Annotated in this window: 17 protein-coding genes; 6 read left to right on the top strand and 11 right to left on the bottom strand. The window is 70.6% G+C overall.

What is annotated here, in order from left to right; translation table 11 throughout:
- Nucleotides 1-93: 93 nt before the first annotated feature.
- Entirely contained in the window at nt 94-246 is a 153-nt protein-coding gene (locus Afe05nite_RS25160; protein WP_203819660.1) for a hypothetical protein, read from the bottom strand.
- Between the two features lie 145 nt (nt 247-391).
- Nucleotides 392-1,222 carry an aldo/keto reductase gene (locus Afe05nite_RS25155; RefSeq protein WP_203819659.1) on the bottom strand — a complete coding sequence of 277 codons (831 nt, stop codon included), beginning with the start codon at nt 1,220-1,222 and terminating at the stop codon, nt 392-394.
- Between the two features lie 149 nt (nt 1,223-1,371).
- On the opposite strand from Afe05nite_RS25155, the gene Afe05nite_RS25150 reads away from it, so the two are divergent.
- Nucleotides 1,372-1,935 carry an antibiotic biosynthesis monooxygenase gene (locus Afe05nite_RS25150; RefSeq protein ID WP_203819658.1) on the top strand — a complete coding sequence of 188 codons (564 nt, stop codon included), beginning with the start codon at nt 1,372-1,374 and terminating at the stop codon, nt 1,933-1,935.
- A 48-nt stretch (nt 1,936-1,983) separates the two neighbouring features.
- Here Afe05nite_RS25150 and Afe05nite_RS25145 read toward each other — a convergent pair whose 3' ends face one another.
- The 4 genes from Afe05nite_RS25145 to Afe05nite_RS25130 form a co-directional block, all read right to left on the bottom strand.
- Entirely contained in the window at nt 1,984-2,184 is a 201-nt protein-coding gene (locus tag Afe05nite_RS25145; RefSeq protein ID WP_203819657.1) for a hypothetical protein, read from the bottom strand.
- Nucleotides 2,181-8,306, bottom strand: coding sequence for an RHS repeat-associated core domain-containing protein (locus Afe05nite_RS25140; RefSeq protein ID WP_203819656.1), 6,126 nt, complete (start codon nt 8,304-8,306; stop codon nt 2,181-2,183). Before Afe05nite_RS25140 ends, Afe05nite_RS25145 begins: the two co-directional genes overlap by 4 nt.
- Before the next feature lie 446 nt (nt 8,307-8,752).
- Nucleotides 8,753-10,165 (bottom strand): rhamnulokinase, encoded by a 1,413-nt coding sequence (locus Afe05nite_RS25135; protein WP_239118174.1) that lies wholly within the window; start codon nt 10,163-10,165, stop codon nt 8,753-8,755.
- A complete protein-coding gene (locus tag Afe05nite_RS25130; protein WP_203819655.1) occupies nt 10,162-12,198 on the bottom strand; it encodes a bifunctional aldolase/short-chain dehydrogenase in 2,037 nt (678 codons plus the stop codon). Before Afe05nite_RS25130 ends, Afe05nite_RS25135 begins: the two co-directional genes overlap by 4 nt.
- 186 nt (nt 12,199-12,384) lie before the next feature.
- Between Afe05nite_RS25130 and rhaI the strand changes: the two genes are divergently transcribed.
- Complete coding sequence (gene rhaI / locus Afe05nite_RS25125; protein ID WP_203819654.1) at nt 12,385-13,551, top strand: L-rhamnose isomerase; 1,167 nt, start codon at nt 12,385-12,387, stop codon at nt 13,549-13,551.
- Between the two features lie 30 nt (nt 13,552-13,581).
- Here rhaI and Afe05nite_RS25120 read toward each other — a convergent pair whose 3' ends face one another.
- Nucleotides 13,582-13,992 carry a pyridoxamine 5'-phosphate oxidase family protein gene (locus Afe05nite_RS25120; RefSeq protein ID WP_203819653.1) on the bottom strand — a complete coding sequence of 137 codons (411 nt, stop codon included), beginning with the start codon at nt 13,990-13,992 and terminating at the stop codon, nt 13,582-13,584.
- Between the two features lie 131 nt (nt 13,993-14,123).
- On the opposite strand from Afe05nite_RS25120, the gene Afe05nite_RS25115 reads away from it, so the two are divergent.
- Nucleotides 14,124-14,318, top strand: coding sequence for a hypothetical protein (locus Afe05nite_RS25115; RefSeq protein ID WP_203819652.1), 195 nt, complete (start codon nt 14,124-14,126; stop codon nt 14,316-14,318).
- Between the two features lie 7 nt (nt 14,319-14,325).
- Here the strand turns inward: Afe05nite_RS25115 and Afe05nite_RS25110 are convergent, their stop codons facing one another.
- Nucleotides 14,326-14,787, bottom strand: coding sequence for a cupin domain-containing protein (locus Afe05nite_RS25110; protein WP_203819651.1), 462 nt, complete (start codon nt 14,785-14,787; stop codon nt 14,326-14,328).
- 8 nt (nt 14,788-14,795) lie between these two features.
- The gene (locus Afe05nite_RS25105) at nt 14,796-15,752 is read right to left on the bottom strand and encodes a helix-turn-helix domain-containing protein (RefSeq protein ID WP_203819650.1); all 957 of its coding nucleotides are present in this window, start codon (nt 15,750-15,752) and stop codon (nt 14,796-14,798) included.
- A gap of 186 nt (nt 15,753-15,938) precedes the next feature.
- Here Afe05nite_RS25105 and Afe05nite_RS25100 point away from each other — a divergent pair, with 186 nt between their 5' ends.
- The gene (locus Afe05nite_RS25100; protein WP_203819649.1) at nt 15,939-17,036 is read left to right on the top strand and encodes a DMT family transporter; all 1,098 of its coding nucleotides are present in this window, start codon (nt 15,939-15,941) and stop codon (nt 17,034-17,036) included.
- A gap of 195 nt (nt 17,037-17,231) precedes the next feature.
- Here the strand turns inward: Afe05nite_RS25100 and Afe05nite_RS25095 are convergent, their stop codons facing one another.
- A complete protein-coding gene (locus Afe05nite_RS25095; protein ID WP_203819648.1) occupies nt 17,232-17,882 on the bottom strand; it encodes a response regulator in 651 nt (216 codons plus the stop codon).
- A gap of 423 nt (nt 17,883-18,305) precedes the next feature.
- Between Afe05nite_RS25095 and Afe05nite_RS25090 the strand changes: the two genes are divergently transcribed.
- Nucleotides 18,306-19,556 carry a hypothetical protein gene (locus tag Afe05nite_RS25090; RefSeq protein WP_203819647.1) on the top strand — a complete coding sequence of 417 codons (1,251 nt, stop codon included), beginning with the start codon at nt 18,306-18,308 and terminating at the stop codon, nt 19,554-19,556.
- Nucleotides 19,557-19,621: 65 nt separating this feature from the next.
- A complete protein-coding gene (locus Afe05nite_RS25085) occupies nt 19,622-20,191 on the top strand; it encodes a hypothetical protein (RefSeq protein WP_203819646.1) in 570 nt (189 codons plus the stop codon).
- A gap of 21 nt (nt 20,192-20,212) precedes the next feature.
- Here Afe05nite_RS25085 and Afe05nite_RS25080 read toward each other — a convergent pair whose 3' ends face one another.
- Complete coding sequence (locus Afe05nite_RS25080; RefSeq protein ID WP_203819645.1) at nt 20,213-22,417, bottom strand: hypothetical protein; 2,205 nt, start codon at nt 22,415-22,417, stop codon at nt 20,213-20,215.
- Nucleotides 22,418-22,444 lie beyond the last annotated feature (27 nt).

Below are 22,444 nucleotides of genomic sequence, written 5' to 3'. Positions count from 1 at the left end.
TACGACCGGCGGGGGAATGCCGGGGGCCGCACGGTACCTGAGTCGGTCGCCTGGCCCCGGTGCCGTCCGCGTCGGCGGGGTGGACCGACGCCATCAGATCGTCCGGTCCCTGGGGGACGAACGCGATGCGCCGCCCGGCCGGGATGCTCGGGCCGGCGTGTGCTTGGCGCCGAGCGCGCCGGGCTGCAGAAGCCGGTCTTCGTCGGTCATGTCGATCAGTTCCTGCGCGAGTGCGTCGTCGGCCATGTCCGGCACCCTGGACGCGAGGAGACCCGGGTCTCTCCACCCCGAGCAGCACATTTGTCGATGTCGGTGTTGGATCCTTGTCGAGGCGACGACGGCACGCCCGGACCCTGGGGGACAAGGCCCGGGCGGCGGTCTCAAGCGTCGTTCACCACCAGGTCTGCTCCAGGGCGCGGTCCGTGCCGCCGGTGCCGTCCAGGCCGTCCAGCGTGCTCATGTCCGCGGCGGTCAACTCGAAGTCGAAGACCTTTGCGTTCTCCTCGATCCGCTCACGATGAGTGGACTTGGGCAGCACGATCAGGCCACGCTGCACCGCCCAGCGGATCAGCACCTGCGCCGGGGTGCGGCCCAGCCGCTCGGCGATCTCGGCCACCCGCTGGTCACTGAGATGACGGCCGGTCCCCAGCGGGCTGTAGGCCTCGAGGGCCAGGCCCCGCTGTTCGCAGGCCGACAGCAGATCGCGACGGAACTCGAACGGGCTGAACTGAACCTGGTTGACCACCGGGGCCACCTCGGCCGCCTTGAGCAGGGCGTCGACCTCGGACGCGCTGAAGTTGGAGATGCCGATCGAGCGCGCGTAGCCCTTCTCGTGGGCGCGCTGCATGCCGTCCCAGGCCCAGGTCGGCCCGCCCTGCGGCCAGTGCACGATGTACAGGTCGACGGACTCCACACCGAGTCGCTCGAGGCTGCGCTGCGCCTCGGCCTCCGGATCGCGCGAGCCCGGGTAGAACTTCGTCGTGATGAACACGTCCTGCCGGGCGACACCGCTGTCGCGCAGCGCCCGCCCGACGCTCGCCTCGTTGCCGTACGCCTGCGCGGTGTCGATGTGGCGGTAGCCCGCTTCCAGCGCCCAGCGCACCGCTTTCTCGCACTCGGGCCCGTCCGGCACCTGCCACACCCCCAGCGCGAGCAGCGGAATCTGGTTGCCGTCGGCGAGCACGCGGGCCCGCCCGTCCTCGGTCAGCTGTCCTGCCGCCATGGTTGTCTCTCCTGCTTCTGTGCTCAGCACCGGTCGGTACCTCATCGTCTGCCCAGCCTGACGCGCAGGAAACTATCGGCCGCGTGGGGCACGACACTTATCCGCGGGATGACGCACGCCGGAAATGCGGGCTTACCACAATGTGAGACATGAAGTTGTCGCCGCAGCTAGCCGTCACCGTCGCCATCACCCGGCGGGTCGCTCCGTCGCGGGACGCGGAGATGAACGCCTGGGTCCGGGCCGGCGCCTCGCTGGCCGAGACCTTCCCGGGGTTCCTCGGCACCGGCTGGGTCCGGCCGGAGCCGAGCTCGCCGGAGTGGCACATGCTCTACCGCTTCGCCGACGCCGGCGCGCTGCGCGGCTGGGAGGAGTCGCCGCAGCGCAAGTGGTGGCTCTCCTCGGCCGAGGGCTTCGTCGAGCACACCCGGATGGAGAAGCGCACCGGGATCGAGGGCTGGTTCGACCCGCCGCGGGAGCTGCAGGTCGATCAGCCGGCGCCGGCCGCGCCGGCCCGGTGGAAGCAGGCGATCACCATCTGGCTCGGCTTCTTCCCGGTCAGTCTGCTCTCCGGCGGGCTGCTGGCACCTCACCTGGCCGCCCTCAACCTGGTGCTGCGCACCCTGATCAGCACGCTGGTGCTGACGCCGATCATGACCTACCTCGTGCTCCCGCGGATCACCCGGATCTTGCAGCCCTGGCTGCGCCGCGGATGACCGGTCAGCGCCGGGCCCTCGCCCGTGGGGGAAGGGCCCGGCGGCTGTTCACTTGCGGTGCAGGATGACCCACCAGCTGACGGCGAGCGCCGCAGTGATGATCACGAGTTCGACCAGTGAGGCCATGATGCGGGTCCTCGTCGGGTCCGCCACCACCGTCGCGATCACCTGAACTATCAGGGCGGCCTCGATGACCGCGATGACCGCGAACTTCTTCCGCTTCGTCTGCGTGTCTGACACGTGCGTCACGTCCTGTGACAGTACTTGGAGTGGTCGGTGAACATGTAGCCGTAGTTGTTGATGCCGAGGCATCCGTTCTGGTCGCGGGCCGCCTTGAAGTGTCCGGCGATGTAGGCCTCGGACAACAGGAAGACCAGTCCGCACGCGGCCATGGCGAGGGGAGAACCCGCGGTGCACAGCAGTGCGCCGTACGCGGCGGCGAGGGCGGCGGAGCCGTTGCCGTAGTAGTTGAACAGGTAGCCCACCCGGTTCGTGATGTCGCGACTGAAGATGTAGCTGGTCGGCGAGTACCAGTGGGCGCCGGGCTTGCGGATGATGTGCTTCTTGCCGGTCGTGTCCGTGCAGCCGACGGGGTTGCCGACGCAGTAGTCGTACGGGTTGGCGTTACCGCCCACGACCGGGTCGGTCTGCAGGAACCGTCCGGTGGCCGGGCTGTAGAGCCGGACGCCCATGGTGAGGACGCCACCGGTGTTGTCGGCCGAGCGTTGGTCCGCACCGAGGTAGCCGTACCGGGGTGAGCCGTTGCCGGCGACCCCGTACTCGTCGAAGGCGTACGTCGCGGTGAGGCCGGCCGTGCCGCCCAGCGCCATGGCCACGACGTCGTCGTGCAGATCGGTGATCTGCCATTCCAGCTGGCCGCTCGTTCCGGTGTACAGCGCCTCCAGGCCGCCCAGGCCCTTGACGGCGCGGGTGTACGCGGTGCCGTCGGCGATCCAGGCGGGGTTGTCGGAGTCGTCGGCGTAGTGGTTGACATGGGTCACGGTCGTGCCGGCGACGGTGTTGCTGTATCCGCCGAACCGGCTGGCCAGCACGTCCAGCGTGGACGTCGTGCTGCTGGTGCCCTGCGTGATGGTGCGGGTCAGGTCGTTGGCGTAGTACGTCATGGCCGCGTCCGCGCCACCCGAGACGTCCGCGGCGGGCACGGTCAGCGCCCGGCCGAGGTTGTCGTACTGGTAGCCGCTCGAGCTGGTGCGGTCCGCCTCGTCGAAGGTCCACGCCCGGGTGGCCGACGGCGAGGTCAGCTGGCAGGCCCCACCGGTTCCCGGGCCGTAGGTCGTGAGCCCGGTGCGGTTGCTGTTCTTGTCGAGCGTGTACTTGCGGCTCTGGCAGCCACCGGTGCCGACGGTCTGGTCGGCGGTCGAGAGCCGGCCGGCCGCGTCGTACAGGTAGTCGGCATCCTGCAGCGTGCTCCACTGCCATTGCCACTGCCCCTGGGCCTGCACACCGACATGGTCGGCGTAGACCGTCGTCGTACCCCGCAGGTATTCGATCCCGGTGGCCGCTCCTTCCTCGTCGTAGTAGCGGTTGACGGTGAGCCCGTCCGGCCGGTTCTCGGTCTTGATCTGTCCGTCGGCGTCGTAGGCCGCGGTGAAGGTGCCGGCCTGGCCGTCGACGACCTGGTTGGGCAGGCCGCGCCCGTCACCGGCGTCGTCGTAGGAGAACGTCCGGACCGCCTTGCCGTCGTCGACGCCCTGGGTACGCGAGGCGACGTCGTAGGACGTCGTGGACAGGTTGCCGGCGGCGTCCGTGTACGAGGTGATCCGCCCGAGGGTGTCGACGGTGCGCACGATGGTGGCGGTGACCACGTCCGAGGCGTTCAGTTGCTCGGTACGCACGAGCTGGCCGGTTGCGGTGTCGTAGACCGAGCGCCGCTTCTCCACCGGCGTGCCGAGGTCGGCGGTCGCGCTCATCGTCGCCGAGGCGGGCCGACCGGCCACGTCGTAGCCGATGGTGGTGGTCCGCAGGGTCCCGCCGCTGTTGGTCTCCGTCAGGACGGTCGGCTGACCGTACATGTCGTACCTGGTGTAGGTGGTCGGCAGTTCCGGGTCGCTGCTGGTCTGGGCGGCGGCCACGGTGCGGCAGGGCAGGTCGACCCATTCCGCGTGGTTGTCGCAGGCGTCGTCGCCGGAGCCGGTCCCGGCCCGGTAGTAGAGGACGGTACGGGTGGCGGCGGTGGTGCCGTCACCGGCGGGCAGCGTGGTGGTGGTCGGTCGGCCGGCCGGGTCGTAGGTCATCCGGGTCTTCAGCGCCAGCCCCTGCGGGTCGACGATGACGGCCGTGGGCTGACGGAGGTCCCAGTCGTACTGGGTGGTCGTCGTCCGGCTGTCGGCGTCGACGGCCTTGCCGGTGCTGTCGAAGTACTGCGTCGATTCGATCTTGCTGGTGACCAGGTTGTAGGTCTGGCTCGGGTCCTTCGCGTTCTCGTCGTAGCGGTAGGTGGTGTGGGTACGCGCCCGGTCGGTGCTCCAGTCGGACAGCACCACGTCGTGCTCGGGGCCGAGGGTGTCGACGACGCGCTCGCCGTCGCTGCTGTAGCGCGTGACGGTGGACAGGTTCGCGGCCAGGGTGGCCTCGGCCGCGGCGGTGTCCGAGGCGGAGGAGCCCAGCGCCCGCTCCCGGTTGGCGGCGGTCAGTTCCTGCGTCACGTTGCCGAACGTGTCGTACCGGGTGGCGGTCATGTGCGATCCCGGCTGCAGATCGTTGACCTCGCGGGCATTGCCGTCGAGATAGGTGACCTGGGCCTGGCGCCAACTGCTCGGCATGGTCCCGAGGGCCTGGTTGCCGTCCGGCACCTGGGTCGGCGGGAACACCGCGGTCGCGTCCACCGGGGCGACGTTCTGACCCCACCGGGCGGTCTGCCCGGCGGACAGGTCCGCCGGCGCGCCGGTCCCGGTGCGCGGAACCCGGTAGACGATGCTGGTCACGGCGGTGCCGGCGGACAGCGCCGACCGGGTGACCTTGGCCAGCCGGCCCTTGCCGGCGTCGCCGGGCACCGTGGTGTACGCCAGCTGCCAGGGCAGTTGCCCCGGCGGGGTGAGGGTCGACAGGATGCCGTCGGCGTCGTACGTGTAACCGGTGGCGAGCTGGTGGATTCCGGTGCCGTCGGGGTAGGCCAGGCGCGGGTCCCACGAGGCCGACAGCCGGCCGTTGGGGTCATAGCTGTAGCCGGCGACGACCACCGTGGCCATGGCCGACTTCGCCGGGTCGTAGGCGGTGTAGTACAGCTGCTGCAGCCGCCCGGCGTAGTCACCGGCCGCCGACGCCGTAGCCGTCGTCGTGGTGGCGTAGGCGTACGTCAGGGTCTTGCAGCCCTTGGTGGTCAGCGGGTCGTTGCCGGCGGTCTTCGCGCAGTTGACCCCGGCCGGCGCGGGCGCCACGACCTGGGTCGGCCGCACCATGTCCGTGCCGTTGACGGTCGACTTGGTCCAGTACAGCGCGGTGGTGTTGCCGGTGCCGACCTCGACCGCCGAGGTGGGGGAGTAGACGCCGGCGGGGTCGCCGGTGGCTCGGGTGAAGGTGGTGCTGTTGCCGCTGCCGGCGGTCAGCACGTACTGGTCGGCGCCGCTGAAGTACTCCAGCGTCAGGGCCTCGTCACCGACCTGCGGGGCGAAGGTGGCGCCGGTGGAGGTGCTCGCCCGCTTGGTGAAGCCCAGGGTGTTGCCGTCCGGGATGCCGATCTGCACCAGGCTGCCGGCGACTGTCAGGGTCCGGTAGGTGTCCGGGGCTGCCACGGCGGCGCTCGACACCCACCCCGGGCCGAAGAGCGGGTCCACGATGCCGGCCTGACGGGTGTTGAAGGTACGCCCGACGCTGAGCGGGCCGGCCGCCTGCGCGTCGGAGGTGCTCACCGACAGGTTGCCGGTGAGCAGGTTGACGTCACCGGCACCGACCTGCGAGCTGGGGGCGTCGGCGCGGTTGCGGTCCAGTGCCAGGCGGACGGTGTCGCTGGTGCCGGAGGTTCCGCCGGTGTAGGAGGCCCGCACCTCCACCGGTCCGTCAAGAGCGTCCGGTCCCGCCTCGGCGGCGTTGACGGTGTTCTCGATGTTCCAGGTCAGGTCCGCGAACTTGCCGCTGCCCGTGGTCGCCAGCGGCCACGTCACGGTGCCGCCGCCGGAGCTCGGGACCACATCGGCGGCGGGGACGGTGGTCCAGGTGTCGGTCTCGGCCCGGCGCCACTGGTACGTCACCGCGGTCGAGGTGGCCGCGCCGGCGCTGGAGAGCGTGACCTTGCCGGCTGACAGGTCGCCGGTCCTCGGGGATGCCATGGTGCCGATGACGTTGCTGACCGTGAACGGGTACGACGTGATCGGCGACAGGTTCCCGGCCCGGTCCCGGGAGCGCGCGTACAAGGTGTGCGTTCCGCCGGTGGCCGGAGCGATGGCGACGGTGGCGCTGCCGCCGAGCGTGGACGCGTTGACCGCGGTGGTGGGCGGGTTGGTGTCCAGCCCGTACAGGAACGCGGCCGCGTCGGTCGTACCGTTGGCGTCGAAGCTGAACGTGCCGGCCACGCCGGGGCCGCCGCCCGAGCCGCCGGTCGGGTAGGTCGAGGAGCTCAGCTTGGGCCCGACGGTCGGGACGGTGGTGTCGACGACGAACTCGCACTTGCCGGACCAGTCACCGCCGACGGTGCCGTCGTTGGCTTGCACCCGCCACGAGTACCAGCCGCCGTTGGTCATCACCGCGGCGGGCACGGTCGTGGAGACCACCGAACCGGACGCGGCGGTGGCGGTGGTGGCGCCGCCCAGCTTGGTGCCGGCCGAGTTGTACCACTCGAAGGTGCCCTTGACCGGGCTCGACTCGGCGTCGGTCAGGGTCGCCTTGAGCGTCGGCGTGAGCGTGTTGAGGTACGGCCGGTTCGCTCCGGTCGCGCACGCCGCCGCCGGTGAGGTCGCGACGGCTTGCACGGTCGGGTACGAGTTGTAGTTCACCACCGCGTACGGCACCTGGCTGGAGTCCGCCGCGTTGCGGGACCGGAACTGCTTGAACGCGTTACCGTCGGTCTCGCTGGTGGCGCGGATACCCATGTAGGCCCGGGAGGACTGCCAGTTGTCGGCCGCCCGCTGGAAGAACGACTGCCCGTTGATGCTCACCCAGGCGTCGTCGCAGGCGGAGCTGAAGCCCTTGGTGCCGGTCGAGGTGGCTTCCTTGGTGTTCCACGCGGGCTGCGATCCCCATCGGGTGTCGGCACTGGCGGCACCGGTGGTCCAGATCTCCCATTGCGCCGTGCTGCACGACGGCGACCACCAGTTCCAGAAGTAGACCGAGGCCGAGGTGATCTGCTTGCCGCGAATCGCGCTGGTGTCCCAGTGGACGAACGACCGGGTCGCGTTGCCGGACACCACGCCCAGCTCGAGGTCGTTGGCGCCGCTGCGGTCGACGGTGTCGTTCTGCCGGACGTAGGTGTCGAACGTCGTCGACAGCGGGTTGATCTGCGGGTCGATCGTCACCGGATAACGGGTCGCCGGGTCGGCGAAGAAGCCGGCCGCCGGTGCGATGATCCGCTCGACGCCGGCCCCGTCGAGGGCCTTGCGCGGCTTCTTCGACCGGGCCGCGTGCTTGACCGTGCGGGAGCCGACCGCGCGTACGTCGGCGGGCTCACCGGTGCCGGCCACCGTTCGCGCGTCCCACATCAGGGGTTGCGGCGCGGTGGCGACCGGCCGGTTGCCGGCGTCGAGCAGGGTGACGTTGCCGGCCGCGTCGTCGCGGTAGGACGCGACGGCGGTCCCGGTGACCGGCAGCTTGAGGCCGGTGACCTGAGCCGCGGCCGCCTTCGTCTTGACGATCAGGAAGGTCTCGGCACCTGCGCGGGTGCCCTGGACCACCAGATCCACGCCGGGCATGGCCTCCGGGTAGGTGGCACGGTCCCCGTCGAGGACGGGCTCGGCGAGCTTGCCGGTCCAGGCCATCGAGACCTGGTGGACGCCGGTGCCCGCGGTGGCGAGCGGGTGTTCACCCGCATCGGTCTGGGGGCCGGAGATCACCAGGCCCGATGGGGCCGCCTTCGGTGACACCGTGCCGTCCGCGTTGCGCACCAGCGTCAGGTCGACCGGCACCCACTGGCCGTTCTGCCGCACGCGCACCGGGGCCGCGGAGATCGTCCGTTGCACCTGCCCGGACGGCAGTGCCGTCGCGAGCGCGGTCTCCGAGGTCGCGGCGTCGATGCCGACCGGTCCGTCGCACAGTCGCGCGGTGATGAGCGCCGCTGCTTCGTCGGCGACGGAGGCCGGGCAGGCGGAGGCCGCCACGGCCGCTTTGGCGGCGGCGGCCGCGGGCGCGGCCGGGAAGCCGGCCATGGTGGACACCAGGGCGATGGGCAGCCCGGCGGCCAGCCATCGTGAGCTCGACGACACGCCGGCACGCCACGGTGGCGTGGCGCCGCGCGATCGCGCAGAGGTTCTCGACAAAATGCTCTCCCAAGCAGAGGCGAAGAAATGCCGAGGAAAGGTAACGCCGGGGGAGTGCGGCTCATTGTCCCTTGACAGTTGATCTTCAATATGTATGAACTTGATTGGCGTCCGTCATGTCAGGTTTGGGCCCGATTTGCGAGCCCGGAAAGCAGGCCTAACGGTTGATTTCTTCTGCCGTAAAGGTGATGCGAGGGGTCAATTCCAGGCCGCGGAAAAGCGCCGTATCGGCCCTGCTGCTCGAACCTTTTCAAATTAGATCAAGTTCTAATTAGACGGGCCTCACGCAATATGTTGCAGGCCTTTTAAAAACCATTCTTCGGCCTCGCACGCCGTCGGCCCCGGCGCGGCGGTGCGTTTCCCGGCACCGTCGCCGAAGCGGCTCGGGCCGGTCAGGCCCGCAGCCGGCGCTCGGCTGCCGGCCATGCCGCCGCGGTGGCGGCGCGCGGCCGGTAGCGCACGATCGGCTGAGTCGCTCGCAGCAACCCCCGCAGGGCCGGTAGATCGCCGCCGACGGCCCCGGCCGCGCGGGCCTGGATCAGCACGTTGCCGAGCGCGGTCGCCTCGACCGGGCCGGCCAGTACGGGCAACCCGCAGGCATCGGCGGTGAGCTGGCAGAGCAGTTCGTTGCGGGCGCCGCCGCCGACGATGTGCACCGCGTCGACCTGCCGTCCGGACAGTTCCTGGGCCTGACGCACCGCACGGCGGTGGGCGAGCGCCAGGCTGTCCAGGACGCAGCGCACGATCTCCGCCGGCCCGGCCGAAGGGTCCGCGCCCGCGTTCCGCAGCCGCCCGACCATGTCGCCCGGCGGCAGGAAGACCGGATCGTCCAGGTCGACGAGGGTCCGGAAGGCCGGCACCGCGGCCGCCTCGCGGAGCAGCGCGGGCAGATCGGGGGATCCCCACTCGCGCAGGCACTCCTGCAACGGCCAGAGCCCCATCACGTTGCGGAGATAGCGCACGGTGCCGTCGACGCCGGCCTCGTTGGTGAAGTTGGCCCGTCGGGACGCCTCGGTGAGCACGGGTGCGTCCAGCTCGACACCGACGAGCGACCAGGTGCCGCAGGAGATGTAGGCGAAGTCAGGTCCGGCGGCGGGCACGCCGACGACCGCCGACGCGGTGTCGTGCGATCCGACCGCGATGACGTCCACCCGGCCGAGACCCAGGTCGGGCAGCACCGGGCCGATGACCGTGCCGGGCGCCCGCAACGGCGGGAAGAGAGTGGGCCGGATCCCGAGCGTGGTCATCAGTTCTCCGGCCCACCGGGCCGAGCCTAGGTCGAGAAGCTGCGTGGTGGAAGCATTAGTGATTTCCGCCCCTGTCCGGCCGGTCAACCAGTACGCCAGCAGGTCCGGGATCAGCAGCAGCTGCCGGGCCGCTTCCAGCTGGGGAGTGCCGGCCGCCGCGACGAGTTGGTAGATCGTGTTGAACGGCAGCTTCTGCAACCCCGTCCGGGCGTAGAGCTCGTCCTCGCCGACGACCTCGGCGACCCGGGCCGCCACGCCGTCGGTCCGGGAGTCGCGGTAGTGCACCGGGTTGCCGAGCAGGGCTCCGGTGGCGTCGAGCAACCCGTAGTCGACCGCCCACGAGTCGATGCCGATGCCGTCGACCGGGCCGGCCCGCCGTAACCCGGCCAGGACCTCGCGGTACAGCCCGAGGATGTCCCAGTGCAGGGTGCCGGCGGCCCGGACCGCCTCGTTGGCGAACCGGTGGGCCGTGGCGAGCGACAGGGTCCCCGGGCCGGCCCGGCCGACCATGACGCGCCCGCTGGACGCGCCGAGGTCGACCGCCGCGAAGGTCTTCACCGCAGGAAGGCCGCCGCAACCCCGGCGTCCACCGGGATGTGCAGGCCGGTCGTGTGCGACAGCTCGCCGCCGGTGAGCACGAACACCGCGTTCGCCACGTGCTCCGGGAGCACCTCGCGCTTGAGCAGGGTGCGCTGGGCGTAGAAGGCGCCGAGCTCGGATTCGGGTACGCCGTACACGGCGGCGCGCCGGGCGCCCCAGCCGCCGGCGAAGATGCCGGACCCGCGGACCACGCCGTCGGGGTTGATGCCGTTGACCCGGATGCCGTGCCCGCCCAGCTCGGCGGCGAGGAGCCGGACCTGGTGCGCCTGGTCGGCCTTGGCGGCGCCGTACGCGATGTTGTCGGGGCCGGCGAAGAGCGAGTTCTTGCTGGAGATGTAGATGATGTCGCCGCCCAGCCCCTGCGCGATCATGACGGCGGCGGCGGCCTTGGCGACCAGGAAGGAGCCCTTGGCCATGACGTCGTGCTGCAGGTCCCAGTCGGCCTCGGTGGTCTCGAGCAGTGGTTTGGAGATCGACAGGCCGGCGTTGTTGACCACCAGGTCCACCCCGCCGAAGGCGAGCACGGATTCCCGCAGTGCGCCGGCGACCTCCGCCTCGGCGGTCACGTCGGCGGCGACGGCCAGCGCCGCATCCGGGCCGCCGATTTCGGCCGCCACCGTCCGGGCGGCGTCGAGGTCCCGGTCCGCGATGACGACGCAGGCGCCCTCGGCGGCGAGCCGCAGCGCGGTCGCCCGGCCGATGCCCGAACCGCCGCCGGTGACCAACGCGACCCGGGTGGCCAGCGGTTTGGGCTTCGGCAGGCGCTGGAGTTTCGCCTCTTCCAGGGCCCAGTACTCGATCCGGAACTTCTCCGCCTCGTCGATCGGCGCGTAGGTGGACACCGCCTCGGCGCCGGACATCACGGTGATGGCGTTGACGTAGAACTCGCCGGCGACCCGGGCGGTCTGCTTGGTCGCGCCGAAGCTGAACATGCCGACGCCGGGGACCAGCACGATGGCCGGGTCCGCGCCGCGCATGGCGGGGCTGTCCGGGCCGGCGTGCCGCTCGTAGTAGGCGCGATAGTCCGCGCGGTAGGCGGCGTGCAGTTCCCGGAGCCGGGCCTCGACCTGCGCCGGCGGAGCGTCCGGTGCGGTGTCCAGCACCAGCGGGGTGACCTTGGTCCGCAGGAAGTGGTCCGGGCAGGAGGTGCCGAGCGCGGCGAGTTCGGGCATGCGCGCCCGGCCGACGAAGTCGAGCACCACCTCGCTGTCGGTGTAGTGACCCACCTGCGGCCGGTCGGTGGAGACGAGTCCCCGGACGACCGGGAAGAGGGCGGCGGCGCGCTCACGCCGTACCTCATCGTTCAGTGCCGGGTGGATCAGCGGGCCGAACGGCGCCGGACGGCCGTGCTCGGCGATCCAGGCCGCGGCGGTGTTGATGATCTCGAGGGAGTGGGCCTCGCACTCGGCGCTGGTGGCGCCCCAGGCGGTGATGCCGTGCCCGCCGAGGATGACGCCGATGGCCTGGGGGTGGGCCCGCCGCGCGGCGGCGATGTCCAGTCCGAGCTGGAATCCGGGGCGGCGCCAGGGCACCCAGAGCACCCGATCGCCGAAGATCTCCGCGGTGCGGGCCGCGCCGTCGGCGGCGGTGGCCAGGGCGATGCCGGCATCGGGGTGCAAATGGTCGACATGCGGCGCGTCCACCAGGCCGTGCATGGCCGTGTCGATCGAGGGGGCGGCCCCGCCGCGGCCGTGCAGGCAGTAGTCGAACGCGGTGACCATCTCGTCCTCGCGGTCGACGCCGGGGAAGACCCCGGCCAGGGCGCGCAGGCGATCGAGCCGCAGCACCGCGAGCCCGGCCTCGGTAAGCGTGCCCAGGTCACCGCCGGAACCCTTGACCCAGAGCAGCTCGGTCGGCGCGTTGGTGACCGGGTCGATCCCCGTCCCCTTCGCGGAGGTGTTGCCGCCGGCGTAGTTGGTGTTGCGAGGGTCGGCGCCGAGGCGGTTGCTGCGCGCCAGAAGGTCGCTGACGGCGGGGTTCGACTTGGGCATCCTGCACACCTCCGCACGTGAAACGTTTCACACCGGTTGCAGGTTACGACTCGGCCGGGGGCCGGTCAACACCTCAGCCGTCGATCCTTGACACTCCAGACCGACGCCACTTACGTTCGTCGGGGCCATCATGAAACATTTCAAACTGCGGAGTACGTCCGACCCGGCTGAAGAGAAGTGATCCCCATGGCTGATCCGGCAACCGTCAGGCGAGCCCTCGCCGCCCAACGGATCGAGACCCCGTCCTGGGCCTTCGGCAACTCCGGCACCCGGTTCAAGGTCTTCGCCCAGGCCGGTGTGCCCCGCAACCCGCAGGAGAAGATCGCCGACGCGGCCACCGTGCACCGGTTCACGGGGGTGGCGCCCACGGTGGCGCTGCACATCCCGTGGGACAAGGTGGACGACTACGCCGAGCTGGGCGCCTACGCGACGTCGCTGGGCGTACGCATCGGCGCCATCAACACCAACGTGTTCCAGGACGACGACTACAAGCTGGGGTCGGTCACCAACCCGGACGCCGGGGTGCGACGCAAGGCCACCGATCACCTGCTCGAGGCGATCGACATCATGGACCGGACGGGCTCGCGGGACCTGAAGCTGTGGTTCTCCGACGGCCTCAACTACCCGGGCCAGGACGACCTGCGCAACCGGCAGGACCGGCTGGCCGCGGCGCTGCGCGAGACCTATGACCGGCTCGGTGCCGAGCAGCGCATCCTGCTCGAGTACAAGCTGTTCGAGCCGGCCTTCTACGCCACCGACATCCCGGACTGGGGCACGTCCTACGCGCACTGCGTCGAGCTGGGCGAGAAGGCGACGGTGTGCATCGACACCGGCCACCACGCTCCCGGCACGAACATCGAGTTCATCGTGGCCTTCCTGCTGCGCCAGGGGAAGCTCGGCGCCTTCGACTTCAACAGCCGCTTCTACGCCGACGACGATCTGATGGCCGGGGCGGCGGACCCGTTCCAGCTCTTCCGGATCATGTACGAGATCGTCCGCGCCGGCGCCCTCGATCCCGCCTACGGCATCAACTTCATGTTGGACCAGTGCCACAACATCGAGGCGAAGATCCCGGCGATCATCCGCTCGGTGCTGAACATCCAGGAGGCCACGGCCAAGGCGCTGCTGGTCGACCGGGACGCGCTCGGCCGCGCGCAGAACGACGGCGACGTCCTGGAGGCCAACTCGGTGCTGATGGACGCGTACAACACCGACGTACGGCCGTTGCTGGCGCAGGTCCGGGCCGACGCCGGCCTGGACCCCGACCCGGTCCGGGCGTACCGGCGAAGCGGTCACCAGGAGAAGATCGTCGCCGACCGGGTCGGCGGTCAGCAGGCCGGCTGGGGCGCCTGATCGGGGCCGCGGGTGGCCGGCACGGCCGCGTCAGACGGCGAAGCGGTTGACCTTCTCGGGGTGCAGGACGATGCGCACCATGCCGCCGGCCCGCCACTCGGCGACGAGTTCCCGGTGGGCGGGGTCGGTCATGTCGTAGTAGCGGTCGGCGAGCCGGGCCGCCAGGTCGGCGCCGTCGTCGTGCAGGGTGACCGGCCCCTCGACGGCGACCCAGTGCTCGGGCTCGCCGGTCGGGGCGGCGACCACCACGGACGCGCGGGGCTGCTCGCGCAGGCGAGCGACCTTGGGGGCGCCGGGGTCGGAGAACATCTCCAGGTTGCCCTCGGCGCTCACGCCGAACCACACCGGCCGCGGGGCGGGCCAGCGGTCGTCGCGCGGGGCGACGGTGAGGAAGGCGTGCAGGGGGCGGCTGAGCAGAACAAGATCGTCGTCGCGAAGCATGCGCTCCAGCCTAGGCGCGCCGGCCCCGCGCCGCCGCCGGTCGTCCGGTCGCGGCGGGCGATCTCCCGGACCGACGCGCCCGAGTCGGACGATCGAACATCGAAGCATCCAGCCGTAGGTAAAATTCTCGCATGGCCGATCCGGGAGTCGTGCGCTCATGGATTCCCAGCGAAGGCTGGGGCGTCCTCGACTCCAGCGCGACGCCCGGCGGCTGCTGGGCGCATTCAGCAGCGCCGCCGTTCGAGAAGAGCACCCGGTCAAGTGGTGCGGCCTATCGGAGCACCTTGGCGCTCTCGTTCGATCTGCCCCGGCCGCGGTCGTACTGAAGGCGCTTCACGAGGTGTATTCGGTCGAGATCTCGGTGGCGTAGTTCTTCCACAACGGGGTCATGGTCTCGGCGTTGACCGGCGTGCCGGAATCGATGAGGGCCTTGAAGTCGCGGAAGTACTGGATGTACAGGTCGGGGGTGAAGGTGTTCAGCATGACCGCCGTCTCGTCGCCCGGGTTCGCGAAGGTGTGCGGCGCCCCGGTCGGCACGATGACCCAGGTGCCGGGGCCGGCGTCGTAGTCGTCCTCGCCGATCGTGAAGCGCAGGGTTCCCTTGAGCACGTAGAAGCCCTCGTCGTGCTGGGCGTGGCGGTGCTGCAGCGGGCTCGGGAAACCCGGCGGAATGGTGATCTCGGCGAATCCCAGCCGGTGCTCGGTGTGTTCGCCGTTCTCCAGGACCCGGATCCGCGCCGGTCCGCTCTCCAGGATCTCGCCCTCACCGGGGCGGACGATGTTCACCTTCGCCACGACTGCTCCTACCTGTTGCCTGCTTGGTCACCACCATCCTGTTCCGGCTGGGCCGTGCGCGTCTTGGTCGTCCGCGCACGGTTGCTGGTTATCAGTGCGCGGGCGTTGTAGCCGTACGTCGTCTTGAAGAGCTTGCTGAAATGAGTGGGATCGGAGAATCCCCAGCGGGCGGCCACGGCCGTGACCGTCCGTCCGCCGCCGGTCAGCTCGGCCCGGCAGCGCTCCAGGCGGCGCCGCCGGATCAGGGCCGCGACGGTGAGCGGCTGGTCCTCGAACAGCTTGTGCAACCGGCGTACGGAGATGTGGTGGGCGGCGGCGATGCCGGGCGGGGACAGCTCGGGATCGGCCAGCCGGGCCTCGATGTAGCCGGCGATCCGGTCCCGCAACCCCTCGTCCGGGGCCGGTTCCTCGTCACCCAACCGGGCCTCGAGTGCGACCGCGATCAGCTCGATGACGGCCGCCGCCGACCGCAGCGCCGCCGCCTCGCGAAGCTCGGTCACCGAGCGCGTGAACTCCCGGGCCAGCACGGAGACGAGCGCGCCCGGACCGTGGCTGCCGTCGATGCGTACGCCGATGAGCCGGTCGATCTGCGCGGGCCGGATCCGAAGCTCCCGGTGCGGAACCAGGATGGTGACGTGCGCCGAGGCGGTGCTCTCGAACCGCAGCGTACGGGTGGGATCGAGCAGCACCAGGTCGGCCGGTCCGAGTTCGGCGTCGCCGCGCCCCTGCTCGATCCGCGTCCGCCCCCGGGTCATCACCTTGATTGCCAGGTTCTCGCCGTCGACAGCGTCACGTTCCCGCCCGATGCAGGCGCTCTCGGGCGTCTCGAGGGAGAACAGCCGCAGCGACCCGAGGTCACGGGTGGTGACCCGGCCCTGGAAGCCGGCCCCGGCCCGCTTGTTGACCAGCCGGGGAAACCCGCTGGCGGCCAGCTCGTCCTGGAACGTCTCGAGGTTGCCGATCACCGGTCAACGATAACCGCGACGTCTCCGCTCGGGCCCGAGTCGTTGCCGGCCCGCGTCGGCGAGTGTCGCCCGGTGACTCCTCCACCATTCGTACGAGGCAGCGGCTTCTGATCTCCGCCACGAGCCGAGCCGTCGCAAGCTCGCGGGAGGAAGGCAACGCCGCCCTCGTCCGCCAGCCTTTGAGGCATGAAGCCGACACCACCCGAGCGGACTGCTCCAGCAAGCACCTGGCGCGGTTCGGCCTTCGTGCTGGCCGCGATGATTCTGGGTGGCACCATCGGGCCGGCTCAGGTTCTCCTCGACGGAGCGGTCGGACCCGCGGCCTTGGCGGGATGGCGCCACCTGGTCGGCGGCCTCGCGCTGATCGTGCTGGCTCTGCGCAGCCGCGCCGCGTTCCGGGCGGTCCGTGGGCTCCGGTTGTGGTCGCTGTTCGTGGCGACCGGGCTGTTCAGCGCCGGTTATCAGGTCAGCTTCCTCAAAGCGGTGACGCTGACCGGCGGCGCCATGGGCACCGTCGTCGCCGTCGCCACCGTGCCGCTGTTCACCGGGTTGGCCGCACGCAAATTCGACGGCGAGCGGCTGACCCGGAACTGGTTGATCGGCTCTGGCATCGCCGTGGCCGGATCATTCCTGCTGCTGGTCCCCGGCGCCGGCGCCAGGGTCGACCCGGCCGGTCTCGCCTGGGGAGTCCTGGCCGGCGCGGTGTTCGCCGGCTACACCGTACTGTCGAAGAGGATTTCGGCAGACGTTCCCGATGTCCACGTCTCCACCGGCCTGACCATGTTGATCGGCTCGGTAGTGCTCGCTCCCGCGATCGTCCGCGACGCGGGCAACATCGCCCAGCCCGGCACCGTCGCGCTCATCGCCTGGCTCGGCCTGATCACCACCGGTGCTGTCTACGCCCTCTACACCAAAGGTCTGCAGAGCGTCAGTGCCAACCTCGCCGGCACGCTGAGTCTGGGCGAGCCGCTGGCCGCCGCGCTCCTGAGCACTCTGGTGCTCGGGGAACGACTCTCGGCCGGGGCGTGGACCGCTTGCGCGATCATCCTCGTCGGCCTGCTCACCGCCGCGACCGGCGGGACGCCCGAGCAGAAGCCCGATCAGCAGTACTCGTGGCCGAGAGCGGTCGGAATGGTCGCCATGCCGGTCGGCATCCCCGTCCATCCCGCACACGTGGGTCGTCGCCGGCCCGCGGTCGGACGAGTACGCATCTCCGGTGCGGTCACCGCGGACGAGTTCCGGTCGACGCCGACCCCGCGCCTGCTCGAGGACGTCCCGTCGTGACCACCCAGGATCCCCGGGAACCGGACTGTGTGAACCCCGCCCTGACTGTCGCGGTGCTGTTCGGCGGGCCGTGCGCCGAGCCTGACGTGACCAAGAAAGTCCTGGCCGCCGAGGGAATCCCGGTCGCGCGCGGCGTGGTGCTGCGGCACCAGGAAGACAGCGATCGGGGTCGGCGAGCAGCCCGGGGCCGGGCGGTCAACCGGCGGCGATGCCGGCGCGCCAGGCCCAGGAGGCGACCTCGACCCGGTTGCGTACGGCGATTTTCGCCTGCGCCGCCGCGAGGTGTGTCTTGACCGTCGACACCGCGACGAACAGGTTGGCGGCGATCTCCTGGTTGGTCCAGCCCGCGGCCACGCCCCGGACCACGTCGGCCTCGCGTTCGGTCAGGTCGACCGGCGGTCCCGGCGCCCCCGCCGGCGCGCTGGTCCGGAGATGGTGCAGCAACCGCACCGTCACCTGCGGCGCCACCAGCAGGTGACCCCGGGCCGCGGCGCGGACCGCCTCGACCAGCAGCGCCGGGCCGCAGTCCTTGAGCAGGAAGCCGCTCGCGCCGCACTGCAACGCCGTACGTACGTCCTCGTCAAGGTCGAACATGGTGATCACGACGACCGGGATCGGGTCGGTCACCCCGGGACCGGCCAGCCACCGGGTCGCCTCCAGGCCGTCCAGGCCGGGCATCCGGATGTCGAACAGGCAGACGTCGGGCCGCATCGACCGGGCCATCTCGACCGCCTTGGTCCCGTCGGCGACATCAGCCACCACGGTGATGTCCGGCTGGGCCTCGAGGATCATCTTGAACCCGGCGCGGACCATCTCCTGGCCGTCGGCGATGACTACCCGCAACATGCTCGAGCTCCTGTGAATCGTGGCGATCACTACCTACATCCGGGTACATGCGATCCGCTGCCCGCGGGTTGCCGTCTGTCGGAGACTTTCTCGATTTTCTCGCCGGACCGGGCCGGCCTGGAGCGGCGGCCTCCGACCGCGGCAAAGTGTCGCCTGAGCGACAGGGAATCGCCCCGATATGACCCCAGGGGTGCTCAAATCGACCCTGCCTCGGGAAAACTGTTCGTAGCCAAAGTCGATCTTGCCGGTTAGCCTCTCCGCACGTTCACATCGTTTGGTGTGAATGAAATCGGGGGAGTGGAGAACGGCACCATGAGGTTAGCTTCGACACCGAGACGGTGGGCCGTCATCGGCCTGGCCATGGCCTGCCTTGTCGTCGGATCACCAGTTCAGGCCCACGCGGACGACACCGTCGCGCCGACCTTGACCGGAACGCTTCGCACACCGTCCGGCGAACCCATCGCCGACACGCTCATCACGGTCTCCGTGGAGCCGACCGCCGAGCAGCTGCTCGCGCTGCCGGCCGGTGCGGAGATCGAGCCGACCGAGGTCGGCTGGAGCTGGTCCTTCGAGGACGGCACCTTCTACACCTGGATCGCCGACCCGGCGACCCTGCTCGCGGCCAAGGACGCCGACGGGCTGATCTCCCTGGTGCTCACCGCGCCCACCGACCACGGGCAGGTCTTCTACCGCAGCCGGGTCACGATCGGCGACGACGGCGTCATGAGGCCGTTCGCCGACGACGTGGCCGCCGACGGTGACACCGAGGAGCGCCAGTCGAGCCTGTCGGCGATGGAGGCGGCGCCGAACGGCCGCCCCGAATTCGACCTGGTCTCCACCCAGGTCGAGCCGGAGGAGGTGACGAACACCGCCGCCGTCGAGACCGGGAGCCAGTGCCCGACCGGCATGATCTGCGCCACCGGTGCCCCGATCGAGGCGACCGGCACGGCACGCACCGACCTGCCGACCTACGACGCGTCCGTGGCCGCCGCCAACGCCCAGGTCTCCGCCTCCGGCAAGACGTACGACCCGGACGTGTGGTGCGGCGGGAACCACTGGATGCGCAAGAAGAGCAAGGACGTGATCGGCGCCAACGTGACCGTCTCCGACCAGGCCACCGGCTCGCACACCACCGGCACCTGGGAGTACCGCACCTCCAAGAACACCAGCCTCGAGGTCGGTGTGACCAACCGCAAGGGCAGCCTGGTGACCACGCTGGGCATGACCAAGGGCGCCACCACGACGGCGACCATCAAGGGCACCATCGCGAAGAACACCCGGGCCGAGTGGTACGTCAGCTACGGCTTCAACATGTACGACGTGTGGTGCCAGAACCGTCAGACGGGCGCGAAGTGGTGGTCGGGATACACCGAGTACCGCCCGAAGGGCTTCACCGGCAACTCCAACCGTCGCTTGTGGACGCCGTTCTCCTGCAGCGCGTCCTACAAGAACACCATCGGCGGCAACATGGAGATCAGCGTCGCCAAGGACAAGACCTCGACGTACACCGGCTCCTTCGGCTTCGGCAACGCGGTGGGCGGAAACCTCAAGCTGTCCCAGACCTGGAGTTCGGGTGTGACGGTCGGCTACAAGGGCGACTCCTCAGGATTCAACATCTGCGGGTACAAGGGCCGGTGGTACACCGGCGTGGCCAAGACGCGGGAAGTCGCGTGACGGATCAGGTTGCTGGCACCCCCCGGGACGATGTCCCGGGGGGTGCCCCCCGTCGCCGGAAACTCGTGATCGCCGCTGCCGCCGTACTCGCCTGCGCGCTCGCCGCGGCCGGCGTGCTGTGGCTGACCGGCCGGGGATCCAGCAGTGCGCCCTTGCGGGCCGGGCCGTTGGAGGGCACCAACTTCGAGGAGTTGCGGGCGCGCACCGAACCGTCGCAGTCAGGCCTGCTCTGGGGTTCGCTGGTGCTGCACAATCCGACGAAGAACGACATCGTTCTCCACGAGGTCACTCTCGCCGGCAACCCGCAGAGCCTCGAGCCGACGACCGCCCCGTACCTGTGGGGCCCGGACCGGGTGGCCCTGCTCGGCACCGGCGCGGTGAGCGGCTACGCCCTGCCGCTGCCGGCAGCCTGGAAAATACCTCCTCGCCACGAGGTGACGAACTATCGGATCGCGCCGCAGACCGAGGAGGAAAGCGTCGAGGTGGTCTTCGAGTTCCCCGTTCCCACGCACACCTCGGAACTGCACGGCATAACCGTGCGCTACCGCATGAACGGCCTCGCCTATCGCAAGACCTTCGACGTGAACCTCACCATTTGCGCCCCGGAGGACCCAAGCCCTTGCCGCAAGCTGTGACACGCCGCTGATTTCGGCAGGTCATGCCGTGGCCCTGGCTCGGCGGGGCTCCGCGGCCAGCCTGTCGATCTCGGACCACATCGCCTCGTCCGACCAGTAGCCGGTGTGCCGTCGCATTCGCGGCATCGGCTCGCCGGCGACGTACCAGGCGGAGTCCGGGTCGGGCAGCGCGACGTCGACGCCGTCGCGTCCGACCGGTCCGCCGATGTAGTCGGTCGGGTAGGAGAAATTGCGCCACACTCGTACGCGATCCAGCACCGTGGCATCGATGTAGGCGGGGAACGCCCACCCGTACAGCTTCATCAGCGGCGATCCGAACGTCACCAACGTCGGCTGGCCGGCCGGTTGCTGGACGAGGGCCAGAGCGGCCAGGACGCTGCCCTGGCTGTGCGAGACGACGATGACCCGGTGGCCGTTGTCGTTGAGCCAGCGGATGCGGCGCTGCAGGTCCGGCACCGCGCGCTCGGTGTAGCACGGCGGTGCGAACGGGTGGAACGAGCGCGGCCAGAACGTACCCACGTCCCAGAGCACTCCCAGCCACCGGCGGGCGTCCGGGCGACCCCAGCCCCACCTCAGCAGCGCCACTCCGGCCAGCGGAATCAGCCCGGCCAGCCAGACGGCGAAACCGTCGGCCAAGGTCGGCAACCTCGGCGTCGTCCCGTCGATCTCCGACTGGATCCCGGCGAGAACCGCGGCGGCGACAGCCACGAGACCGACAAGCAGATAGCGGACGTCCGGCGCGAAGCCGGCGACTTTCCGGGCGCGCGCGAGGGAACGGACCCACCGCATCCGGCGTTCACGTTCGCCTTCGCAGATGCCGTCGATCGGTAGAGCGTTACAGCGCCAGGCGTCCAGGGGCGGCGGCGGAGCCGGGGTGGCGTGCGACCGGCCGGCGTATTCGCCGAGAACCGGTGAGGTGCCGCGGAGGTTCCCGGCCGCGGCGTACCGGATCAATTCGACCACCAGGAATACGATGCCGACGGCTACCGGCGCCAGGGTGAGCCACGGGATCTGGTCGCGTAGCCCGTCGAACACCGCCTCCTGGGGAAGACCGAGCGACGTCGCCGTGGTGACCAGGCAGCCCAGGCCGGCGACGTTGACGCTGAGCATGCCGAGTACGGCTACGCACAACGGCGCCGCCGGCCAGCGCAGCCGCGCCGGCGGGACCGTCTTGTCCGCCGCGCCGCGCCGGAGTCCCGCGAGCCGGAGGAGGCCGATCGTGGCAAGGACCGGGAAGCGCACCAGCACCAGGGCGACGATCAGCCAGAACGTCTCGACCGCGATCCCGTGCATGTGTTCGACATTCGGACGGGTGCCCTCCGCCCCGGGGCCGGCGTGCCAGGCGTACCCGGCGGCAGTGCACGCCAGCAGCGCCGCCGCCACGACAAGCGGAAAGACCAGCCATTCCCCGCCGGATTCCACGGCGAGCAGAATGATCGCGCATCCGAGCAGTGCGGCCGCGCCGATCACCAGCGGATGCCCGATCGGCTTGTCGGCCAGCCAGGCCAGCACGTCGGCCAGCCAGGCAAGCCCAGCACCGACGTGCAGAAGCCCCAACCGGCGAACGGTAGCCGCACCGTTGAAGAACTGCGGATCGGTCGCGCCGCCCGGCAGGGCCGCGGCGCTGCCGCGGTAACGCCGGCCCGCCGGATCGACCGGGGTGACCTCCTCGTAGCGGTGGCGGGCCTGCCGCGACAGCAGCCAGAGCACCAGCAGTACGGCCACGACGACGCCGGCCCCGTTCACCACCCGGGGACCGGCGGCCGATCCGCCGAGCGGGGCGTGGACGATCCTCTCCCACATCGGCGCGGTGTCGCCGACCTCGCGGCGGCCGAACTGGAACGCCCACAGGTCGATGCCACCCAGCGCCGCGATCAGCAGGAGGTTGAGGGTGATGCCCAGTGCGGCCAGGCGCGCGCAGGCCCGGTGTGCCGCGAATGCCCACCGGTCGGCCCGGGTCCGCGCCGAGCAGGTCCAGCCGGCGAGGTTGGCCAGCATGAACGGGAACAGCAGCACCCACAACACCCGGGTGCTGCTCCGCGAGGTCAAGCCACCCCAGCAGTACGCCTCGACCGTCCGTCCCCGCTGCTCGGCGTCGGCGGCGTAGAAACCGGCGATCCGGTCTCCCCAGATCTGCCGGTGGGCCGCCGTCCCGAGCAGCGCTTCCGGCGCCGCCCCGCCCACCCCGTGCACCCGCAACTCGGTCACCCTCGACGATGCCGGCATCCTGCCCGCCTCCTGATGTGCACGGTC

Origin of the sequence: Paractinoplanes ferrugineus (assembly GCF_016862195.1) — a bacterium.
GTDB classification, from domain to species: Bacteria; Actinomycetota; Actinomycetes; order Mycobacteriales; family Micromonosporaceae; genus Actinoplanes; species Actinoplanes ferrugineus.
Note: the sequence above shows the minus strand (reverse complement) of the source record. Positions and strands in the feature narration are given on the sequence as shown.